The 18,227-nt window shown below is 71.8% G+C and carries 19 protein-coding genes; 6 read left to right on the top strand and 13 right to left on the bottom strand.

All coding sequences use genetic code 11. The annotated features are described in order from the left end of the window. Positions 1 to 11: 11 nt before the first annotated feature. The 3 genes from H299_RS0107155 to H299_RS32640 all read left to right on the top strand — a co-directional run bounded on the left by H299_RS0107155 (position 12) and on the right by H299_RS32640 (position 3,774). Positions 12 to 2,327, top strand: a complete 2,316-nt coding sequence (locus H299_RS0107155; protein ID WP_037758244.1) for an FtsX-like permease family protein — start codon at positions 12 to 14, stop codon at positions 2,325 to 2,327. 152 nt (positions 2,328 to 2,479) lie between these two features. Then, on the top strand, positions 2,480 to 3,439 hold the full coding sequence (locus H299_RS0107150; protein ID WP_027747859.1) for an SPFH domain-containing protein: 960 nt from the start codon (positions 2,480 to 2,482) through the stop codon (positions 3,437 to 3,439). Continuing rightward, positions 3,436 to 3,774 carry a hypothetical protein gene (locus H299_RS32640; RefSeq protein WP_051262202.1) on the top strand — a complete coding sequence of 113 codons (339 nt, stop codon included), beginning with the start codon at positions 3,436 to 3,438 and terminating at the stop codon, positions 3,772 to 3,774. The genes H299_RS0107150 and H299_RS32640 overlap by 4 nt, the downstream gene beginning before the upstream one ends. 93 nt (positions 3,775 to 3,867) lie before the next feature. On the opposite strand, the gene H299_RS32635 is transcribed toward H299_RS32640, so the two are convergent. The 4 genes from H299_RS32635 to H299_RS0107125 all read right to left on the bottom strand — a co-directional run bounded on the left by H299_RS32635 (position 3,868) and on the right by H299_RS0107125 (position 9,181). After that, positions 3,868 to 5,430, bottom strand: coding sequence for an AI-2E family transporter (locus H299_RS32635; RefSeq protein WP_051262201.1), 1,563 nt, complete (start codon positions 5,428 to 5,430; stop codon positions 3,868 to 3,870). Between the two features lie 204 nt (positions 5,431 to 5,634). Next, the gene (locus tag H299_RS0107135) at positions 5,635 to 6,369 is read right to left on the bottom strand and encodes a lytic transglycosylase domain-containing protein (protein WP_027747858.1); all 735 of its coding nucleotides are present in this window, start codon (positions 6,367 to 6,369) and stop codon (positions 5,635 to 5,637) included. Between the two features lie 406 nt (positions 6,370 to 6,775). Further along, positions 6,776 to 8,098 carry an RNA 5'-3' helicase PhoH2 gene (gene phoH2, locus H299_RS0107130; RefSeq protein WP_027747857.1) on the bottom strand — a complete coding sequence of 441 codons (1,323 nt, stop codon included), beginning with the start codon at positions 8,096 to 8,098 and terminating at the stop codon, positions 6,776 to 6,778. Between the two features lie 321 nt (positions 8,099 to 8,419). Next, positions 8,420 to 9,181: an isoprenyl transferase gene (locus tag H299_RS0107125; RefSeq protein ID WP_027747856.1), complete on the bottom strand. Its 762-nt coding sequence runs from the start codon at positions 9,179 to 9,181 to the stop codon at positions 8,420 to 8,422. A gap of 179 nt (positions 9,182 to 9,360) precedes the next feature. On the opposite strand from H299_RS0107125, the gene mgrA reads away from it, so the two are divergent. Further along, entirely contained in the window at positions 9,361 to 10,407 is a 1,047-nt protein-coding gene (gene mgrA, locus H299_RS0107120) for an L-glyceraldehyde 3-phosphate reductase (protein WP_027747855.1), read from the top strand. Between the two features lie 201 nt (positions 10,408 to 10,608). Here mgrA and H299_RS0107115 read toward each other — a convergent pair whose 3' ends face one another. From H299_RS0107115 to H299_RS37430, 3 genes are all read right to left on the bottom strand, one after another. Next, the gene (locus H299_RS0107115) at positions 10,609 to 11,346 is read right to left on the bottom strand and encodes an A24 family peptidase (RefSeq protein ID WP_027747854.1); all 738 of its coding nucleotides are present in this window, start codon (positions 11,344 to 11,346) and stop codon (positions 10,609 to 10,611) included. A gap of 39 nt (positions 11,347 to 11,385) precedes the next feature. Further along, positions 11,386 to 11,598, bottom strand: coding sequence for a hypothetical protein (locus H299_RS37435; RefSeq protein WP_158692285.1), 213 nt, complete (start codon positions 11,596 to 11,598; stop codon positions 11,386 to 11,388). A 429-nt stretch (positions 11,599 to 12,027) separates the two neighbouring features. Then, positions 12,028 to 12,228: a hypothetical protein gene (locus tag H299_RS37430; RefSeq protein WP_027747852.1), complete on the bottom strand. Its 201-nt coding sequence runs from the start codon at positions 12,226 to 12,228 to the stop codon at positions 12,028 to 12,030. A 118-nt stretch (positions 12,229 to 12,346) separates the two neighbouring features. On the opposite strand from H299_RS37430, the gene H299_RS0107100 reads away from it, so the two are divergent. Next, positions 12,347 to 13,384, top strand: a complete 1,038-nt coding sequence (locus H299_RS0107100; RefSeq protein WP_027747851.1) for a WYL domain-containing protein — start codon at positions 12,347 to 12,349, stop codon at positions 13,382 to 13,384. A gap of 8 nt (positions 13,385 to 13,392) precedes the next feature. Here the strand turns inward: H299_RS0107100 and H299_RS0107095 are convergent, their stop codons facing one another. After that, positions 13,393 to 14,406: a helix-turn-helix domain-containing protein gene (locus H299_RS0107095; RefSeq protein ID WP_027747850.1), complete on the bottom strand. Its 1,014-nt coding sequence runs from the start codon at positions 14,404 to 14,406 to the stop codon at positions 13,393 to 13,395. Between the two features lie 51 nt (positions 14,407 to 14,457). On the opposite strand from H299_RS0107095, the gene H299_RS0107090 reads away from it, so the two are divergent. Then, positions 14,458 to 14,907: a cupin domain-containing protein gene (locus H299_RS0107090; protein WP_027747849.1), complete on the top strand. Its 450-nt coding sequence runs from the start codon at positions 14,458 to 14,460 to the stop codon at positions 14,905 to 14,907. 101 nt (positions 14,908 to 15,008) lie between these two features. On the opposite strand, the gene H299_RS0107085 is transcribed toward H299_RS0107090, so the two are convergent. From H299_RS0107085 to H299_RS32625, 5 genes are all read right to left on the bottom strand, one after another. Then, complete coding sequence (locus H299_RS0107085) at positions 15,009 to 15,746, bottom strand: OmpA family protein (RefSeq protein ID WP_051262200.1); 738 nt, start codon at positions 15,744 to 15,746, stop codon at positions 15,009 to 15,011. Between the two features lie 9 nt (positions 15,747 to 15,755). Then, positions 15,756 to 16,358, bottom strand: coding sequence for a hypothetical protein (locus H299_RS0107080; protein WP_027747847.1), 603 nt, complete (start codon positions 16,356 to 16,358; stop codon positions 15,756 to 15,758). A gap of 32 nt (positions 16,359 to 16,390) precedes the next feature. Next, the gene (locus tag H299_RS0107075) at positions 16,391 to 16,924 is read right to left on the bottom strand and encodes a hypothetical protein (protein ID WP_027747846.1); all 534 of its coding nucleotides are present in this window, start codon (positions 16,922 to 16,924) and stop codon (positions 16,391 to 16,393) included. A 50-nt stretch (positions 16,925 to 16,974) separates the two neighbouring features. Further along, the gene (locus H299_RS0107070; RefSeq protein WP_027747845.1) at positions 16,975 to 17,175 is read right to left on the bottom strand and encodes a hypothetical protein; all 201 of its coding nucleotides are present in this window, start codon (positions 17,173 to 17,175) and stop codon (positions 16,975 to 16,977) included. Positions 17,176 to 17,337: 162 nt separating this feature from the next. After that, positions 17,338 to 18,183, bottom strand: coding sequence for a response regulator transcription factor (locus H299_RS32625; protein ID WP_078512528.1), 846 nt, complete (start codon positions 18,181 to 18,183; stop codon positions 17,338 to 17,340). Positions 18,184 to 18,227: the final 44 nt, after the last annotated feature.

Raw genomic sequence — 18,227 nt, 5'->3', positions numbered from 1 at the left:
CCGATCTGGCCATGGGTGCCCGCTTCGCGCTGGGCGGCGGCCGGGAGGGCTGGACGCGCACGGCGCTCACGTCCGTCGGCGTCGGGCTCGGGGTCGCGGTACTGCTGCTGGCCACCTCGGTCCCGCACCTGCTCGACGCCCGCGAGGCGCGCGGCGAGGCCCGGGAGAGCGCCGCACTGGTGAAGCAGCCCGCCAAGTCCGACCGCTCCGCCCTCTACCTGCACAGCGACACCGAGTACCGGGGCGAGGAGGTGCGCGGCCGACTGCTCCAGCCGGAGGGCGCGCACCCGCCCGTGCCACCCGGGCTGGCGGAGTTGCCCGGCCCCGGCGAGATGGCCGTCTCGCCGGCGCTGCGGGAGCTGCTGGAGTCACCGGACGGCGAGCTGCTGCGGGAGCGGCTGCCCGGCGCGATCACCGGCACGATCACCGACGAGGGCCTGCTCGACCCCTTCGAGCTGGCCTACTACGCGGGCAGCGACACCCTCACCGAGGGCGAAACGGTGTACCGGATCGACGCGTTCGCCAAGGTCCCCGAGCCCGAACCGATGGATGCGGTGCTGCTGCTGCTCATCATCGTCATCTGCGTGGTGCTGCTGGTGCCGGTGGCCGCCTTCGTGGGCGCCGCCGTGCGCTTCGGCGGCGAGCGCCGCGACCGGCGGCTGGCGGCACTGCGGCTGGTCGGCGCCGACGCCCGGATGACCAAACGCATCGCCGCCGGCGAGGCGGCGACCGGCGCGCTGCTCGGCCTGCTCGTCAGCGGGCTGGTCTTCCTGCCGCTGCGGCAGCTGGTGGGCCGCGTGGAGTTGTGGGACACCGGCGTCTTCGCCGCCGACATACGCCCGAGCACCGGGCTGGTCGTGGCCATCGCGTGCGCGGTGCCCGTGAGCGCCGTCCTGGTGTCGCTACTGGCATTGCGCGGGGTGACGATCGAACCGCTGGGGGTCGTCCGCCGCGCTGAGGCGCGGCGGCGCAGGCTGTGGTGGCGGCTGCTGCCCCTGGCGGCCGGGGGCGTGCTGCTCGGCCCGCTGGCCGACCGCCTGGAGGACGCGCACAGCACGGTGGACAGCTACCGGATCACGGCCGGCCTGGTGCTGATCCTCGCCGGCGTCAACGCACTGCTCCCCTGGCTCGTCGAGAGAGGGGCGCGGCGGCTGCGGGGTGGCAGGCTGCCCTTCCAGCTCGCGGTGCGGCGGCTCCAGCTGGACAGCGGCATGGCCGCGCGGGCGGTGGGCGGCATCACGGTGGCGGTCGCCGGGGCGATCGCGCTCCACATGCTCTTCACTGCCGTCGCGGACAACCAGACCATGGCCACCGGGCAGTCCCCGGAGCGCGCGGATCTGATGGTGAGCGTGCCCGTCACGGACGGGTCGCTGGCGCCGAGGGCCACCGCGGAACTGTCCGCGACCCAGGGCGTGCAGGAGGCGTTCGGACTCACCACGACCGACGCGTTCCGGGCCGGCCAGAATCCGGCCGACGCCGGCTTCGAATCCGTGACCGTGGCGGACTGCGCCGCACTGCGCGAGGTGGCCCGGCTGGGCTCCTGCACGAACGGCGACGTGTTCGTGATCCCGCCCCTCGGCCTGGCGGAGGACGAGCGGCGCTCCGGCAGCGCTGCGGGCGTCCGGTTCAACTTCGCCGTCCCGGACTACGGCAAGCCGGAGGGGAGGCAGCATCGCGAGCCCGTGCTGTGGACGGTGCCCAAGGACGCGCGTACGGTGCAGGGCCGCGAGAACCCGCTGGGAGTGGCGACCGACGGCATCCTGGCCACACCCGGGGCGCTCGATGTGCCCCACCTGCCCGGCGCCATTGCCCACATCTACGTGCGGACGGACGACGGCACGCCGGACGCCGTCGAGCACGTACGCAACGCCGCCGCGGCCCACGGGCCGCAGGCATCAACCATGCCGCTCGAGGCCACCCGCACCACGCAGGACTTCGCCTCGATCGAGCGCGGCCTGTACGCCGGGGCGATCTGCATCCTGCTGCTCATAGGAGCCAGCATGGTGGTCGCCACGCTGGAACAGCTGCGGGAGCGCAAGCGGCTGTTGTCGGTACTGGTCGCCTTCGGCACCCGGCGGTCCACACTCGCCTGGTCCGTGCTCTGGCAGACCGCGCTGCCGGTGGCGGTCGGCCTGGCGCTGGCGGCTGCCGTGGGAGTGGGCCTGGGTGCGCTGCTGCTGCGGATGAGCGAGCTGCCGCTGGTCGTGGACTGGTGGAACCTGGCGGGGCTCACCGGGTTGGGCGGCGCTCTGGTCGTGCTCGTGGCCCTGGCCAGCATGCCCGTGCTGTGGCGCCTCATGCGGCCGGACGGGCTGCGTACGGAGTGAGCGGCGCGGACGAGCAGTGCGGGGAGGCAACCCGGGCGCGGCGGCCACCCGTACTGCCCGCCCGCTCATAATCTGATATCACTTTGATAGACTCACGGCGAACCGGAGGAACGCAGAGAATCCGAGAGAACCAGCAGAACGGGGCCCGCCGCATGACCGCTGACTCGCAGGACCACCGCCCGACCTCGCCGACGGCCACCGCCGAGGTGCCGGAGATGCCCGCACCCCAGGTGCGCGAGACCCCCGCCCGCAGCATCCCCGGCGGACTCGCCCTGCTGCTGGGACTGGTCGGCATCCTCCTCGGAGGCGTAGTCACCGCCCTGGGCGGCATCCTGAGCGACGACGGCCCGATCGGCGCGGTACTGGTCGTACTGGGCATCCTCACGCTCACGGCCTCGGGCTTCAGCATGGCCGGCCTCAACATGGTCGCCCCCGGCGAGGCGCGCGTGGTCCAGCTCTTCGGCCGCTACACGGGCACCATCCGCACCGACGGGCTCCGCTGGGTCAACCCGCTCACCACCCGGTCCCGGATATCCACCAGAGTCCGCAACCACGAGACGGCCGTCCTGAAGGTCAACGACGCCTACGGCAACCCGATCGAACTGGCGGCCGTCGTCGTCTGGCAGGTCTCGGACACCGCACAGGCCACCTTCGAGGTCGACGACTACCTCGAGTTCGTCTCCACCCAGACCGAGGCGGCCGTCCGGCACATCGCCATCGAGTACCCGTACGACGCGCACGAGGAGGCCGGGCTGTCGCTGCGCGGCAACGCCGAGGAGATCACCGAAAAGCTCGCCACCGAGCTGACCGCCCGGGTGCAGGCGGCCGGCGTGACCATCGTCGAGTCCCGCTTCACCCACCTCGCGTACGCGCCGGAGATCGCCGCCGCGATGCTCCAGCGGCAGCAGGCGGGCGCCGTGGTGGCCGCCCGCAAGACGATCGTCGACGGCGCCTGCGGCATGGTGGAGGACGCCGTGGCCCGTATCACCGCGCAGGACTTCGTACAGCTGGACGAGGAGCGCAAGGCGGCCATGGTGAGCAACCTGCTGGTCGTGCTGTGCGGTGACCGCTCGCCGCAGCCCGTGCTGAACACCGGGACGCTCTACCAGTGACCGAGCGGCCTGCCCCCGGCACGGACGGCGCGGACGAGGCGGATGGCGCCGACGGCACCACGGGCGGAGGCCGAGCCGCGCCGCCCCGGCGGGCGGCGGCGCGCAAGCAGGTGCTGCTGCGTCTGGACCCCGCAGTGCACGACGCACTCGCCCGGTGGGCCGCCGCCGAACTGCGCTCGACCAACGCGCAGATCGACTTCCTGCTGCGCAGAGCCCTCGCCGACGCGGACAGACTGCCCGGGGAGGCGCGCCCGCACCCGCGCCGCGGGCGCCCGCCACGCGGCCCCGACACCGGGACCGGCACGCCGCCCGGCACCGGTGCACCGCAGGACTGAACCGCAGCCGCGCCTCACCTCGCTCGGCTCCGGCCACGAAGGACGGCGGTACGCGGCCCGGGGCCGCCGTACGCGCCCGGGCAGCCCCGTGCGTCAGTCCGGGTCCGAGCGGCCCGGGTCGGAGCCGGACGGCGCGGGCGCGTCGGCCGGTGCCGGGTCGTCGGCGGGCGGTGCCGCGCTGCCTCCCGCATCGGGCGGCCCGGTGGCGCCGCCCGCAGCCACCGGCACCGACGTGGGCGCGAGCGAGGCGACCGTGGCCCCGTGCGGTCCGGGCAACTGGCGCATCGTCTGTTCGTGTGCGTAAGCCCGCAGGTAGCAGACCACCGTGTTGGTCACCGCCACCAGCGGTACGGAGACGACCGCACCGGGGATGCCCGCGATCAGGCTGCCGCCGGTGACGGCCAGCACCACGCCCAGCGGGTGCACCCGCACGAGCCGGCCGAGGATGAACGGCTGGAGCACGTGGCTCTCCAGCTGCTGCACCGCCAGCACCACCACCAGCACCATCAGCGAGGTGAACACCCCGTTGGTGACCAGCGCGACCACCACCGCCAGCGCGCCCGACATCACCGCGCCGACAATCGGGATGAAGGCGAACAGGAAGATGAAGACGGCCAGCGGCACCGCCATCGGGACATCCAGGAAGTAGATGCCGATGCCGATGAAGAACGCGTCGATGAACGCGACTATGACCGTGCCGCGCACATAGCCGGTGAGCGTGACCCAGGCGCGCGGCCCGGCCCCCGCCACACCCTCACGGGCGGAGGCGGGGACGAACTTCAGCGTCCACTGCCAGATCCGCGGCCCGTCATAGAGCAGGAAGAGCGTCACGAACATCGCCAGCAGCGCACCGGTCAGGAACTCGAAGATCACCGTCACGCCTTCGAGCCCGGCGGAGGTGACCTCCTCGCTGTTGTCGTTGAGCCAGACGGTCAGGTTGTTGGCGATGTCGTTGATCTGGTCCTCGGAGACGTGGAACGGGCCGTCGACGGCCCAGTCCTGCAACTCCTTGATGCCGTCCTGGACGCGGGAGGTGAGGGTGGGCAGGTTCTCCATGACCTGCCAGACCACGAACCAGCCGACCAGCCCCATGATGACGAAGCCGCCGATGAAGGTGACGGCCGTCGCCAGCCCGCGGCCGAGTCCCAGGCGTCGAAGCCGGGTGACGGTCGGCTGCATCAGCGCAGTGATCAGCAGGCCGGCGGAGAAGGCCATGATGAGCAGGCCGATGGAGCTGACCGCCCGCATCAGCACGTAGATGACCCCGGCCAGGACCAGCAGGCGCCAGCCGGCCTCGGCCGCGACGCGGATGCCCCAGGGGACGACCGCCGCGGGCTCCGGCTGCTTCGTTATCGCGGGGGCGTAGTCGGGCGGCGCGGGCACCCGCGACGCGGGCTCCGGCTCGGCACCCGGCTCCGCCTCCGTTCCGGCGCCCGGCACCAGCCCGGTGTCCCGCGCCGCGCGTGCCGTACGCCCGGCCCGCGCCAGGCGCCCGGGCCGCTCCGGCTCCGTGTCGCCACTGCCGCCGTCCGCGTCCTCCACCGCGTCCCGGTGGCTCGTGGAACCGTCGGCCGCACCGGAACGTGCCCGGCGCTCGGCCAACCGGCCCGCCCAGCGCTCCACTTTGTACAGGAACTTCTCCACCCTGCCCGCCATCCGCTTCCTCCGCCCCCTGGCCGCTCAACCACTCTGCGCTGCCGTGTGGGGGACGACGTTACCGGCGCGCGTGGTTGCTTTGGTTCTCGTACACGCGACGGTGAGATGGCCGACACGCGTCCAAGGAGCACACAGCTGCCCCTGGTCCTGTCCGGGCCAGGGGCAGCTGAGAGTCTTCCGTGTGGCGGTGAACCGCGGTGGTGCTCAGTACCAGCGGTTGGCCTGCCAGAACTCCCACGCGCCGCAGGGGCTGTCGTAGCGCTCGTTCATGTAGTTGAGGCCCCACTTGATCTGGGTGGCCGGGTTGGTCCGCCAGTCGGCTCCCGCGGAGGCCATCTTGGAGCCGGGCAGCGCCTGCACCAGTCCGTACGCCCCCGAGGAGGGGTTCTCGGCCTGGTAGTTCCACGTCGACTCGTGGTCGACGATGTTCGAGAAGCACTGGAACTGCCCGGAGCCGACGATCTGCCGGGCCATCGCCTTGACCTCGGCGACCGTGTACGAGCTCTGCTGCGAGAAGTCCGGTGTCTCGGACGCCTCGGGCGTCTCCGTGCGCTCGGCCGAACGGCTGGCGGCCTCCTTCTTCAGCTTGGCCCGCTCCGCAGCCGCCTTCTTCTCGGCTGCCGCCTTGTCGGCGGCCTCCTTCTTGGCGGAGGCGTCCTTGGCCGCCTGCTTGCGCGCCTGCTCCTGCGCGGACTGCTTCGCCGCCGACTCCGCCGCCGCGGACTGCACGTCCGCCTGCTGCGTCACGGATGCGGTCTGGACCTGGGTGTTGTCACCCGCGGGAATGTCTGCGAGAAGCGTCGTGTCAGCGGCAGTCGCCTCGACGTCGCTCGTCGAGTTCTCCTGCTCGCTGCCCGAGGCCACTCCGACGACAGCGCCGACGGTGGTGACCGCGGTGGCTGACGCCACGGCGAATCCCCGAACCGAGATCCGACTCACACGGTTTCCTTCCAGGACCGCCCGCTGGGGTGACCTCGCGGGCGCAATCGTGCCCCTGGCACTGACCTCCCTCGTGCATGGCCACGGGAGGTACGGGCCCGGCTGGCTCCCTCGGAGAGGTAGCCCGCGTGGTAATTCGGGCGGCATACGGCGAACTGCTGTTGACTTGTGGGGTGCTGCACCTTCGGAGGTGCGGGTGTGCCGTATGCGGGGCCTGACAGAAACCACACCCTGCCGGACGGCGGCGGGTTGAGGCAATTCCATGCTGAGTGGGAAAGCTCACACGGCGTTTGGCCCCGATGATTTTCGGAAATACGGGCGCGGCCGGGACCGCCGCGAGTAGGGTGCTGCGCCCACCCGCACCGGTCCCGGCCGTCGGCAGCCGGTCAGGATCTCGGGAGTACTCCTAGATCCTGCCTTCCTCGAGCATTTCGGTCACCAGCGCCGCGATCGGCGACCGCTCGGACCGGGTCAGGGTGACGTGCGAGAAGAGCGGGTGGCCCTTCAGCTTCTCCACGACGGCGACCACTCCGTCGTACCGGCCCACCCGCAGATTGTCCCGCTGCGCCACGTCATGGGTGAGAACGACACGCGAGTCCTGCCCGATCCGGGAGAGGACCGTCAGCAGGACGTTCCGCTCCAGCGACTGGGCCTCGTCGACGATGACGAACGCGTCGTGCAGCGAGCGGCCCCGGATGTGGGTCAGCGGCAGCACCTCCAGCATGCCCCGGCTGACCACCTCCTCCAGCACCTCGCGGCCCGCCACGGCCGAGAGCGTGTCGAAGACCGCCTGCGCCCACGGGTTCATCTTCTCGTCGTGCGTGCCGGGCAGATAGCCCAGATCCTGGCCGCCCACCGCGTACAGCGGCCGGAAGACCATCACCTTGCGGTGCTGGCGCCGCTCCAGGACGGCCTCCAGCCCGGCGCACAGCGCCAGCGCGCTCTTGCCCGTACCCGCCCGGCCGCCCATCGAGATGATGCCGATCTCCGGGTCCAGCAGGAGGTCCAGCGCGATGCGCTGCTCCGCGCTGCGCCCCTTGATGCCGAACGCCTCGCGGTCCCCGCGCACCAGCCGGACCCGCCCCTCGGGGGTCACCCGGCCCAGGGCCTTGCCCTTCTCCGACTGGAGGACGAGTCCGGTGTGCACCGGCATCTCCGCCGCCTCGGGCACGAAGACGCTCTCGGCGGCGAAGAGTTCGTCGATGTCGTCGCCGGGGAGGGTCAGCTCGGCCATGCCCGTCCAGCCGGAGTCCGTGATCGCCAGCTCCGCGCGGTACTCCTCGGCGAGCAGGCCGACGGACGACGCCTTGATGCGCAGCGGCAGGTCCTTGGAGACGACCGTGACGTCGTACCCCTCGGCCTGGAGGTTCCGGGCCACCGCCAGGATGCGTGTGTCGTTGTCGTCCAGCCGGAAGCCCGCGGGCAGCACCATCGGGTCGGTGTGGTTCAGCTCCACCCGGAGGGAGCCGCCCAGGTCGCCGATCGGGATGGGCGCGTCGAGTCTGCCGTACTGGACGCGGTACCCGTCCAGCCGGCGGAGTGCCTGACGGGCGAAGTAGCCCAGTTCCGGATGCTGGCGTTTGGCCTCCAGTTCGGTGACGACCACCACGGGGAGCACCACTTCGTGCTCCTCGAAACGGGACATGGCCGACGGGTCGGCGAGCAGCACACTGGTGTCGATGACGTATGTGCGCCGGCCGGGAGCGTTGCGCTTCTTGCTGTTCACCACGGGTGGACGTACCCCCTCGGATGAGGTTGGGGTGCGACGGCGTCGCGGGGGAAGTGACCGGGCCCGGTCCGTGCAGCACGGGCCGGACTCCGGCCCTCCGCATGGTCCGCCGCGACGATGCCGCGGCCGTCCGTGGTGTGCAACGGGCCTCCCGGGGCCGGAGCCCTGGGAAGGGCACGGCCAAGTGGGATATTCCCGCGATCGGGCCCGGCCATGCCATGGCATATGACGCCGGTCCGGTGAACCCGCCGGTCCACCCGTCCGCGAAAGGGTCAGCGGGCGGGCTCGCGCCGCGTGTCCGTGCCGGGGAGAAGCGGCCCCTCAGGTGCCGTAGCGGCGGCCTCGGGCGGAGTAGTCACGCAGGGCGCGGAGGAAGTCGACCTTGCGGAAGGCCGGCCAGAAGACCTCGCAGAAGTAGTACTCCGAATGGGCGCTCTGCCAGAGCATGAAGCCCGAGAGGCGCTGCTCGCCGCTGGTGCGGATGACGAGGTCCGGGTCGGGCTGGCCGCGGGTGTAGAGGTGCTCGGAGATGTCCTCGACGGTCAGCGTGTCGGCCAGGTCCTCCAGGCTCGCGCCGCGCGTCGCCCGGTCGGCCAGCAGGGAGCGTACGGCGTCGGTGATCTCCTGCCGTCCGCCGTAGCCGACGGCGACGTTCACGAGTATCCCCTTGTTGTCACCGGCCCGCTGCTCCGCCTCCTTGAGCACCTTCTGGGTGTTGCCCGGCAGCATGTCGAGCTGCCCCACGTGGTGCACCCGCCAGCGGCCGTCCGCCGCCAGGTCGCGCACGGTGCCCTCGATGATGCCCAGCAGGGGGCGAAGCTGCTCCTCGGGGCGGTTGAGGTTGTCCGTGGAGAGCATCCACAGCGTGACGACCTCCACGTCCGTCTCGGCGCACCAGCCGAGCAGCTCCTGGATCTTCTCGGCACCGGCCTGGTGTCCCTGCTCCGTGGTGCCGCCGGAGGCCCGCGCCCAGCGGCGGTTGCCGTCCAGGATCACACCGATGTGCTTGGGCACCCGGTCGTGATCGAGACGGTCCTCCACACGGCGCGCGTAGAGCCTGTACACCAGGTCACGAAGCTTCATGGGAATGCCCAGTCCCTCCATACCGAATCCGGGAACGCCAGAACCTTACGCCCGCTCGCCCGACCGGGCGAAGTCGAGACGCAAAACGGACACGGGCGGCGGTGGCGGGCCGCGTGGGCGGGGTGAGGGGAACCAGCCGCGGTCGCTACGCGCGGGAGTTCTCTTGATAGGAAAGTCTCATGACTGACGACTCCTCTCCCTTCCGTGCCGCGGGCTCCCGCTACGACTCGATGGAGTACCGCCGCACCGGCCGCAGCGGCCTGCTGCTGCCCGCCATCTCCCTGGGCCTGTGGCACAACTTCGGCGACGACCGGTCGATCGGCTCCCAGCGCGCGATCCTGCGCCGCGCCTTCGACCTGGGCGTCACGCACTTCGACCTGGCCAACAACTACGGCCCGCCCGCCGGTTCGGCAGAGATCAATTTCGGCCGGATCTTCGCCGAGGACTTCCGCGCCTACCGGGACGAGCTCGTCATCTCGACGAAGGCGGGCTACCTGATGCACCCGGGCCCGTACGGCGAATGGGGCTCGCGGAAGTACCTGCTCTCCTCGCTGGACGCCTCGCTGCGGCGGACGGGCCTGGAGTACGTCGACATCTTCTACTCGCACCGCTTCGACCCGGACACCCCGCTGGAGGAGACGATGGGCGCGCTGGCCTCCGCCGTCCAGCAGGGGAAGGCGCTGTACGTGGGGCTGTCCTCGTACAACTCGGAGCGCACCCGCGAGGCCGTCCGGCTGCTGCGCTCGATGGGCGTGCGCCCGCTGATCCACCAGCCGTCCTACTCCATGATCAACCGCTGGACGGAGGAGGACGGCCTGCTGGACTCGCTGGAGGAGGAGGGCATGGGCTGCATCTCCTTCGCACCGCTCCAGCAGGGCATGCTCACCGACAAGTACCTGAACGGCATCCCGGAGGGCTCGCGGGCCTCGCAGGGCAAGTCGCTCAACCCGGAGTGGCTGAACGACGAGGTACGGCGGCGGCTGCGCGGCCTGAACGACCTGGCGGAGCGGCGCGGCCAGTCCCTGGCGCAGCTGGCACTGTGCTGGGTGCTGCGGGACAGCCGGATGACCTCGGCCCTGATCGGCGCGAGCAGCGTGGCCCAGCTGGAGGCGAACGTCGCCGCACTGGGCGGGCCGGAGCTGACGGCGGCGGAGCTGGCCGAGATCGACGCGTACGCGACGTCGGAGCCGGGCGTGAACATCTGGTCCCGCAGCAGCACCAGCTAGGCCGGTCCGGGGGGTGCCCCCGGAGGGGCGTGCCCGGCACAGGTGGGCGCGCAAGGGGGCGCTCAGGCAAAAGCGGGCCGGTCCGTGGGGGGGATACGGACCGGCCCGAGGGGGGGCTTCCACCATAGCGCCTACAGCGGCTCCGTTCGTGCATCTCCGGCAGTGTTCACACATCCGGTGTGCGATCCCGTGCGCCGGGGGCTACGCCGCCGCCCCCGCGGCGAGCACCCCGGCCAGCGCGCCGAGCAGCATGAAGGGGCCGAAGGAGACCGCCGTGCCGCGTTCCGCGCGCCCGGTGACCAGCAGCGCCGCGCCGTGCAGCGCCAGCAGGAGCGAGCCGAGGAAGGCACCGGCGAGCAGCACGTCCCAGCCGTACCAGCCCAGGGCCGTGCCGGTGCCGAGCCCGAGCTTGACGTCCCCGAAGCCCAGCCCGCGCGGGTGGGCGAGGAAGAGGAGGAAGTAGAAGCCGCCCAGCGCCACGCCCCCCAACAGCGCCCGCGGCCAGCTGCCCGCCGCGCCCGGCAGCAGCGCCGCCGCGCCGAGCAGGGCGCCGGTGGCGGCGGCGAGCGGCAGGGTGAGCAGGTCGGGCAGCCGGTGCACGGCTCGGTCGACGGCGGCCAGCAGCAGGGCGACAGGTGCGGCCAGCAGCCACACCGCCAGCTCCGGCCGCAGGCCGACGGCCGCGGTGAGCGCGCCGCACAGCACCGCGCCGGCGAGTCCGTAGCGGCGGGCGGACGGGCCGTACGGCGGCGCGGGGCGCGCGCAGTCGCGGCAGCGGGCCGGGCCCAGCCAGCCGCGGGCACCGCCGCCCAGCGGATGGCCGTACGGGCAGGCGGCGCGGCGCGGCTCGCCCGGCTCGACCGCGAAGCGGTAGACGGCGCGCGGCAGCAACAGGCCGGCCACGGCGCCGTATCCGGCGGCGAGCACCGTCCACAGCATCAGCACCCGCCGAGCGTACGCGGCCGACTGCCCGCGCCCCTACCGCGCCGGGGAGCCGTGGGGGCCGTCCGGCGCGTACACGCCCGCCAGGGACGCGGCCAGCGCCGAGGGGACGGAGATGCGCGGCTCCGCCCCGTCGACCAGGGTGTCCCGGAAGGCCGCCACCACCAGCGCGGCGCCCTCCTCGGCCCGGTCGACCTCCAGTCCGGCCAGCCGCAGCGGCGGCGGCGGCGCCTGCGTCTCGTCCTTCAACGCGCCGCCTCCGATCCAGGGTTCGGCCCGCGTACGCACGGACCACGCAGCCTCGCCCGGCGCGCGCAGCAACTCGGCGAGCCCCTCGGTGCCGCGTACGCATCCACGACCAGTGGCTGTCGGGCTCCCCCTGGAGGAAGGTCTGCCGAGTCAGCGCCGGCGCCCCGCTGGGGAGGCGGACCACCAGCACGACCGCGCCGGGCCGCGCGCCCGGCTGCACGCCGAAGACGGAGACCTCCACGGGCCGGTCCGACGCCGTGTCCAGGATCGGGGACAGGGTGTGCGTGCAGTTCGCGGCGGGCTCGATACGGCCGCGCCGGTGCGCGGGATCGCCGGTGAGCGCGTGGACGTCCTCGGGCGCGAGCGCGTGCAGGTAGTCGGCCTCGGTCAGCTCGATCTCGCCGGTCCGGCCCTCGGCCACCAGGCCGCTCATCCTTTGGAGGTGCGGATGCAGCACGTAGTTCTCGGCGAACGGGGGTAGCCGGCGGGACCGGCGGCGTCGGCCGCGACCAGCGCGCGGCCCTCCTCCTCGCTGCGGCAGGCGGCCACCTCGCTCGGCACGTGCACACCGCGCTCCAGGAAGCGGAGCGCGGGCTCCACGTACGCGTCGAAGTCGTGCGCCAGCACCACGGCGGCGAGTTGCGCCGGGTATCAGGCTCGCACAGGGCCACCACGTCCAACCCGCCGTGCCCACCCTCACCTGACATCCTGTGTCAGGTATCCGGAGGCGCTGAGGCACCCTGGACAGGTGAAGTCCGACCGGCTGCTCTCCCTCCTCCTGCTCCTCCAGACCCGGGGCCGCGTCCCGGCCGCCGACCTGGCGGACCGCCTGGAGGTCTCCGTCCGCACCATCTACCGGGACGTCGAGTCGCTCTCGGCCGCCGGTGTCCCCGTCTACGCGGAGCGCGGCCGGCACGGCGGCATCGCGCTGCTGCCCGGCTTCCGCACCGACGTCACGGGGCTGACCTCGGACGAGTCGCGGGCGCTGTTCGTCCTGGCCGCCCAGAGCGCGCACTCCGCACTCGGCCTGGAGAAGGCGCTCGGCTCGGCACTGCGCAAGGTGATGGCCGCCCTGCCCGCACCGCACCGGCCCGCGGCCGAGCTGACCAGCCGCCGCATCCTCGTCGATCCGCAGCGGTGGCTGAGCGGCCCGCGCGCCGACGGCACGGCACGCCGGGAGACAGCCGTCGACCTGGACGTCCTGCACACCGCCGTCTTCGCCGACCAGCGGCTGCGGCTGCGCTACCGGCACAGCGGCCGGAGCACCTCACGCACGTACACCGTCGACCCGTACGGTCTCGTCGCGAAGGCCGGAGTCTGGTACCTGGTCGCGGACCGGGGCGGGCGCCCGCGGCTCTTCCGCGCCGAGCGGGTCCGGTCGGCGACCGTCACCGACGCGCCGGTGCGGCGCCGGGCGGGCGTGGAGCTGGCCGACGCGTGGGAGGTGCTGCGCCGCGAGGTGGAGCACCGGCCGGAGGGCGTACGGGTGCGGGCGCGCGTACAGCGCTCCCGGTTCGACCTGTTCGCCCGCATCGTGGGGCCCACCTTGACCGCCGTACCGCCGGAGGCGGGCGAGGAGGCGGCGCATGCCGGCGGGGAAGCCGACTGGGTGCCGGTGGTGCTGAACTTCCCCGTGCTGACGGCCGTCCGGCAGCTCCTCCAGTTCGGCACGGTGGTCGAAGTCCTCTCGCCGCCGGAGGCCCGCACCGAACTCGCCCACGCGGGACGTCAGATCACCGCGTTGTACGCAACGCGCCCACCCTCGCCACCTCACCCGTCGTCCTGACCCCGCCCTCAGACGGACTGACGCCCGGGCCCGAACTGGCGGCGGTAGGCAGACGGCGTCAGCCCCGTGCGTCGCCGCAGCTGTGCGCGCAGGTTGGACGCGGAGCCGAGGCCGCTCAGCCGGGCAACCACCTCCAGCCGCCGCTCACCGCGTTCGATCAGCCGACGGGCCAGCGCCACCCGCTCGTTGGTGAGCCAGGCCAGCGGAGTGGTACCCAGTTCCGCCTGGAAGCGACGGTGCAGGGTGGAAGGGCTGACCGCCAGCCGCGCCGCCAGGTCCTCGACCGTCAGCGGCCCGTCCAGCCGCTCCCGGGCCCAGGCGGCGAGCGGGGCGAGCGAGGTGTCCGGCACGGCGGGCAGCGGGCGCGCCACGAACTGACGCTGTCCGCCCTCACGGTGCCCGGCGAACACGAGGCGTCGGCTCACCAGGTTCGCCACGTGAACACCGTGGTCGCGACCGATCAGGTGAAGCCCGAGATCCAGCGCCGCGGCGCTGCCCGCCGCCGTGAGCACCACCGGCGCGCGGTGGCCGTCCCCGCCCAGGCCCCCGTCCCCGGTGTCCTCCACGAACAGCACGTCCGGTTCCAGCCGCACGGCGGGGTACAGGTCCTCGAACAGCTCCGCCCATCGCCAGTGTGTGGTGGCCCGGCGGCCGTCGAGCACACCGGCGGCGGCCAGCGTGAAGGCCCCGGTGCAGAAGCTGACCAGCCGTGCACCACGGGCTGCCGCCGCCCGGATCGTGCGCAGCACTGCGGGCGACGGCGGCACCTCCGGGTCCGGGCGGTTCGGCACGATCACCGTGTCAGCGGTGTCCACAGTGTCGAGCCCGGCCAGCCCGGTCATGGCGAAGAAGCCCTCGTGCATCCGTACGGACGACACAGCGGCGCACAGCGTGAAGGTGTACCACTCACGGTCCAGCTCAGGGCGTCGCAGACCGAAAAGCTCAGTGGCGACACCCAGTTCGAACGGGTTGGAGCCCTCATCCACGATGAGGGCCACGCGGTGCGAGAATCCAGGCGGCATATGCGATTCCTAGCACTCGTGTGACGGGAGCACCAGCGCGACGATGCACGGGTGAACAGTGACCCGATCGACCTCGCCAGCGCACTCGACCGCTTCGACCAGCTGTGGAGCCCCCGCATCGTCGCCGGGGTGAACGACTACGACGTCCGCATCGCCAAAGTCGCCGGAGAGCACGTCTGGCACAGCCACGCCGATACCGACGAGTTCTTCCTCGTCCTCGACGGCGAACTGCGCATCGCCCTGCGCGACGCCGGGAACAGCACCGGAAACAGCGCCGGGACCGACACCGGGACCGGCACCAAGGGCACCGCCGAACGGACCGTGGTGCTCCCCCGGGGGTCGATCTACGTCGTGCCGCGCGGAGTCGAGCACAAACCGTCCTCGGCCGACGGCGCGGCGATCCTGATGTTCGAGCCCACGGGCACCTCCACCGTCGGCGACCTGCGCGGCGACGTGCCCGCCCACGTGGACGCCGGCACGGGACACGTACTGGAACACTGACCGGCGCCCCTTGAGGCGCCCCGCAGCGTCACCGCCGCGCCACGGGTGCGCGCCTCGCCCGCGGAGACGATGGCCCGGAGCGAGCGTCAGGCGCAGCGCGGCTACTCGCCGCGCGGGAAGGACACCTCGACGCGGCGGTTCTTCTTGCGGCCTTCCTCCGTGCCGTTGTCGGCGATGGGGTAGTCCTCGCTGTAGCCGCGCACCTGGAAGGTGACGCCGGGGTCCAGCTTCGAGGACAGCTCCTTCTGCACCGCCGTGGCGCGCTTCTTGGACAGCTCCTTGCCATGCTCGTAGGAGCCGAGGTCGTCGGTGAAGCCGAAGACGTTCACCTCGGTGGCCGACTGCTTGTCCGCCTCGGTGGCGATCTCCGCGATGCGGTCCTTGGCCGTGCCGTTCAGCTTCGAGCTGTCCCGCGGGAAGAGGACCTCGGCCTGAAGGGTGAACTTCGTCTTCTTGTTGCTGTCCTCCCGGCGTTCCTCACCGCCCATGTCCTCGGTGACGAACTTGATGTCCAGCACCTTCGACGGCGCCAGGTCGGCCCCGTCCGCGAGTTTCAGCCCGGACGCCTCGGCGTCCACCTCGGTCGGCGGCTTGGAGTCCCCGATGCTGTCGGGCGCCTCGCTGTACTCGGGCTTCGGCCCACCCTCACCGGGGAGGGAGGGGGCGCCTGTCGGGATGGTCGTCGGGTCGCCGTCGCCGGGGAGGGAGGGCCCCGGAGGGGGCGAGGGAAGCGGCGAGGGGTCAGCGTGGGCGGCGGTGGCGGCGAGCCCGGTCAGGACTACGGCGGACGTCGTCGTACACGCGGCGAACCGCAGGGCGCGCGTTCTTTTCCGGATCATGGAGGGCGCTCACCCTTCGGAGATGGTGATACTGGCGGGGGGCATGTCGGCGATCTGGAAGTCGACCTTGTTGTTCCCTTCGGGCGGGGCCGGAAACTGAGTGAACCAGGTAACCGTCTTGCCTGCCTGGACACCACCCCGGAACACGGTGCAGAGACAGCGGCCATCGGTATCACGGAGAATGAAGTACCGCTTCCGCCCTTCCTTGTCGATCAAGTTCGCCCCCGCCATGGAAGCCGAGTTCTTCGCCCTCAACTCCGATTCCTCGCCGGACCAGCCGAACTTCATCCAGAGTTTTCCACTCCCGTTCTCGACCTTGCCAGAGATGGTGACGAACCCGCCCTCGTCCCTGGTGGCGGACGTGATGGTCAGGGTGATGTTCTCGCCCCCCTTCACCTCCGCGAGCACCTGGCCGTCCTTCGATTCGCCGGAGCCCCCGCCCTCGTCGTCGTTCTTGCCGCCGTCCTGCTCCGACTGGCCCGAGGAGGACTCACTCTTCGGCTCGTCGTCGTCGCTGCCTCCGCTACAGCCGACCGCCGCGAGGGCCAAGCCCGTCGTGATCGCCACAGCGGTCACCGCCCTACGGGCCTTCATGGTGCGCCGAATGCTCATGACTTGCGCTTCCTTCACTCGTCTCTCGCTCATCAGTCGACCAGCACCACGGAAAAGAGGTCGGCTGGCTCCAGGTCGATCTCGTCATCGGGGTCGATCTCGAACTCTTCGCCGTCACAGTCGATTTCGATCTTCTTCGCATCAGCGTCGGAGTCGACATCGCAGAGCGGCTGGACGACTGCCGTCGCTGTCGCCGTCGCACGGCGGTTCTCCGCACCGGGAATGATAGAACTGCCGGTGTCGAACCGGGTCTTAATGCGGACGGAGTAGCCAGGGTCGGAATCCCGGACAACGGCACCGCAGTCCAGCACATCGGAATCGTTCTTTCCGGCGAATTCCGCCGCCGCACCGCAGCCGTCTCCGTTCAGGGGGGCCGTGAGGTCGAGCCAGTCCTGCCAACCGTCCTTGTCCCCCGCAGATGCCATGAAGCCGTCGAAGAACGCGTCCCGGTCATCCCGAGCAGCCGCGAGGGCCGCCGCGTCTGCTGCGGACTGTCCCCCGTTCCGGACCGTAGCGGCCTGTGCGACGGCGAAGAACGCCAAGGCGAGAAAGAGAAGACCCGACATCACCACGCCGTACAGGATGACGGTCTGCCCGCTGTCACCTCGGGCGTGCCTCAGCCACCGATGACGGCGTCGACCCACCCCGAGATGGCCCCGGAGATCCTCCCGTCCAACCCCAGCCCGCGAATCGCCAGGATGATGCCCGCTACCAGGATCACGATGCCCGCGTACTCGATGGAGGACGCGCCTCGGTCGGATGCGCGGGCGCGCAGGCGGGTGATGGTCGTGGTGGTCCAGTTGCGGATGGGCTTCATCTCGGGCTCCTCTGGTGTCGGCCGACCCTGTATCCGCCGACGTGCTCGTCCACATGCCAGTGGCACACTCCGGAACGTACTGTCCCACGCACTCTCCGCGCATGGGCCCGTGGGCCCAAACCCTGGACCAACGGCCCTCGTGGCAGCAGCGTTTCAGGTCGTTCACCGCGCACCGCCGGGGCCGCCGGGGCGGGAGGTGCCCAGCCAGTGTGCGATGGCCTCGCTGCGGGTGGTCACGCGCAGCTTGGTGAAGATGCGGTTGATGTGGTTCTTCACGGTCTTCTCGCTGATGAAGCACGTGGCGGCGATCTGGGTGTTGTTCATGCCGGATGCGATCAACTCCATGATCTCCTCCTCGCGTTCGCTCAGCACCCGCGCCCCGCGGTGTGCGTGGCGGGCGCCCGTCGCCCACCGTCGCGGCTCAACTCCTGACTTTTTCATGCCCGTTGGAGGCAGCCCAGAGTTTCGGTGCTCCTGCGACGCTTTCGATACCGGGCGTGCTGCGCCGGAGCCTGTGGCGGGGGTGAGGGCGAGGAGGGCGGCGGAGGCGGTGGCGCTGAAGGGAGTGCGGCCCTCGGTGAGGTCCCTTACGGAGGCCACCAGCTGGTCGGCGGTGAACTCGCCGTGCACGAGGTAGCCGCGCGCCCCGAGCCGTAACGACTCGTGGACGATGGCGCTCTCCCCGCTGTACGTCAGCATCATCACCGGTGCCAGCCGGGCCAGGTGCGGGAGCGCGGAGATGCCGTCCATGCCGGGCATCCGCACGTCCAGCAGGACGGCGTCCGGCCGGGTCCGCCGGGCGGCCTCGCACGCCTGCCTGCCGTCCGCGGCCTCGGCCACCACCTGGATGTCCGTACGGCTCGCCAGCAGGGCGTGCACCCCGGCCCTCACCACCGGGTTGTCGTCGGCGACCAGGACCCGGACGGCGGCCAGCGGCGCGCGGCTGCTCGGGGTGGTCTCCACCGAGTGCAGGTCGGCGGAGTGGGCCGAGGTGTGCTGGGACGGCATGGGCGGGGTCTCCTCTCGGTACGCGGACGGGCGGGCGCCGGGGC

This window comes from Streptomyces sp. CNH287 (assembly GCF_000424825.1).
This window is presented reverse-complemented; position numbering and strand designations above follow the sequence as displayed.

What these genes read in the sequence shown, in the direction of transcription:
- H299_RS0107070 (WP_027747845.1), bottom strand. Translation starts at nt 17,175, where the DNA reads ATGAAGCCCATCCGCAACTGGACCACCACGACCATCACCCGCCTGCGC.
- H299_RS0107080 (WP_027747847.1), bottom strand. Translation starts at nt 16,358, where the DNA reads ATGAGCATTCGGCGCACCATGAAGGCCCGTAGGGCGGTGACCGCTGTG.
- H299_RS0107085 (WP_051262200.1), bottom strand. Translation starts at nt 15,746, where the DNA reads ATGATCCGGAAAAGAACGCGCGCCCTGCGGTTCGCCGCGTGTACGACG.
- H299_RS0107095 (WP_027747850.1), bottom strand. Translation starts at nt 14,406, where the DNA reads ATGCCGCCTGGATTCTCGCACCGCGTGGCCCTCATCGTGGATGAGGGC.
- H299_RS32635 (WP_051262201.1), bottom strand. Translation starts at nt 5,430, where the DNA reads ATGGCGGGCAGGGTGGAGAAGTTCCTGTACAAAGTGGAGCGCTGGGCG.
- mgrA (WP_027747855.1), top strand. Translation starts at nt 9,361, where the DNA reads ATGACTGACGACTCCTCTCCCTTCCGTGCCGCGGGCTCCCGCTACGAC.
- H299_RS0107125 (WP_027747856.1), bottom strand. Translation starts at nt 9,181, where the DNA reads ATGAAGCTTCGTGACCTGGTGTACAGGCTCTACGCGCGCCGTGTGGAG.
- H299_RS0107150 (WP_027747859.1), top strand. Translation starts at nt 2,480, where the DNA reads ATGACCGCTGACTCGCAGGACCACCGCCCGACCTCGCCGACGGCCACC.
- H299_RS0107155 (WP_037758244.1), top strand. Translation starts at nt 12, where the DNA reads ATGGGTGCCCGCTTCGCGCTGGGCGGCGGCCGGGAGGGCTGGACGCGC.
- H299_RS0107075 (WP_027747846.1), bottom strand. Translation starts at nt 16,924, where the DNA reads ATGTCGGGTCTTCTCTTTCTCGCCTTGGCGTTCTTCGCCGTCGCACAG.
- H299_RS32625 (WP_078512528.1), bottom strand. Translation starts at nt 18,183, where the DNA reads ATGCCGTCCCAGCACACCTCGGCCCACTCCGCCGACCTGCACTCGGTG.
- H299_RS0107115 (WP_027747854.1), bottom strand. Translation starts at nt 11,346, where the DNA reads ATGCTGTGGACGGTGCTCGCCGCCGGATACGGCGCCGTGGCCGGCCTG.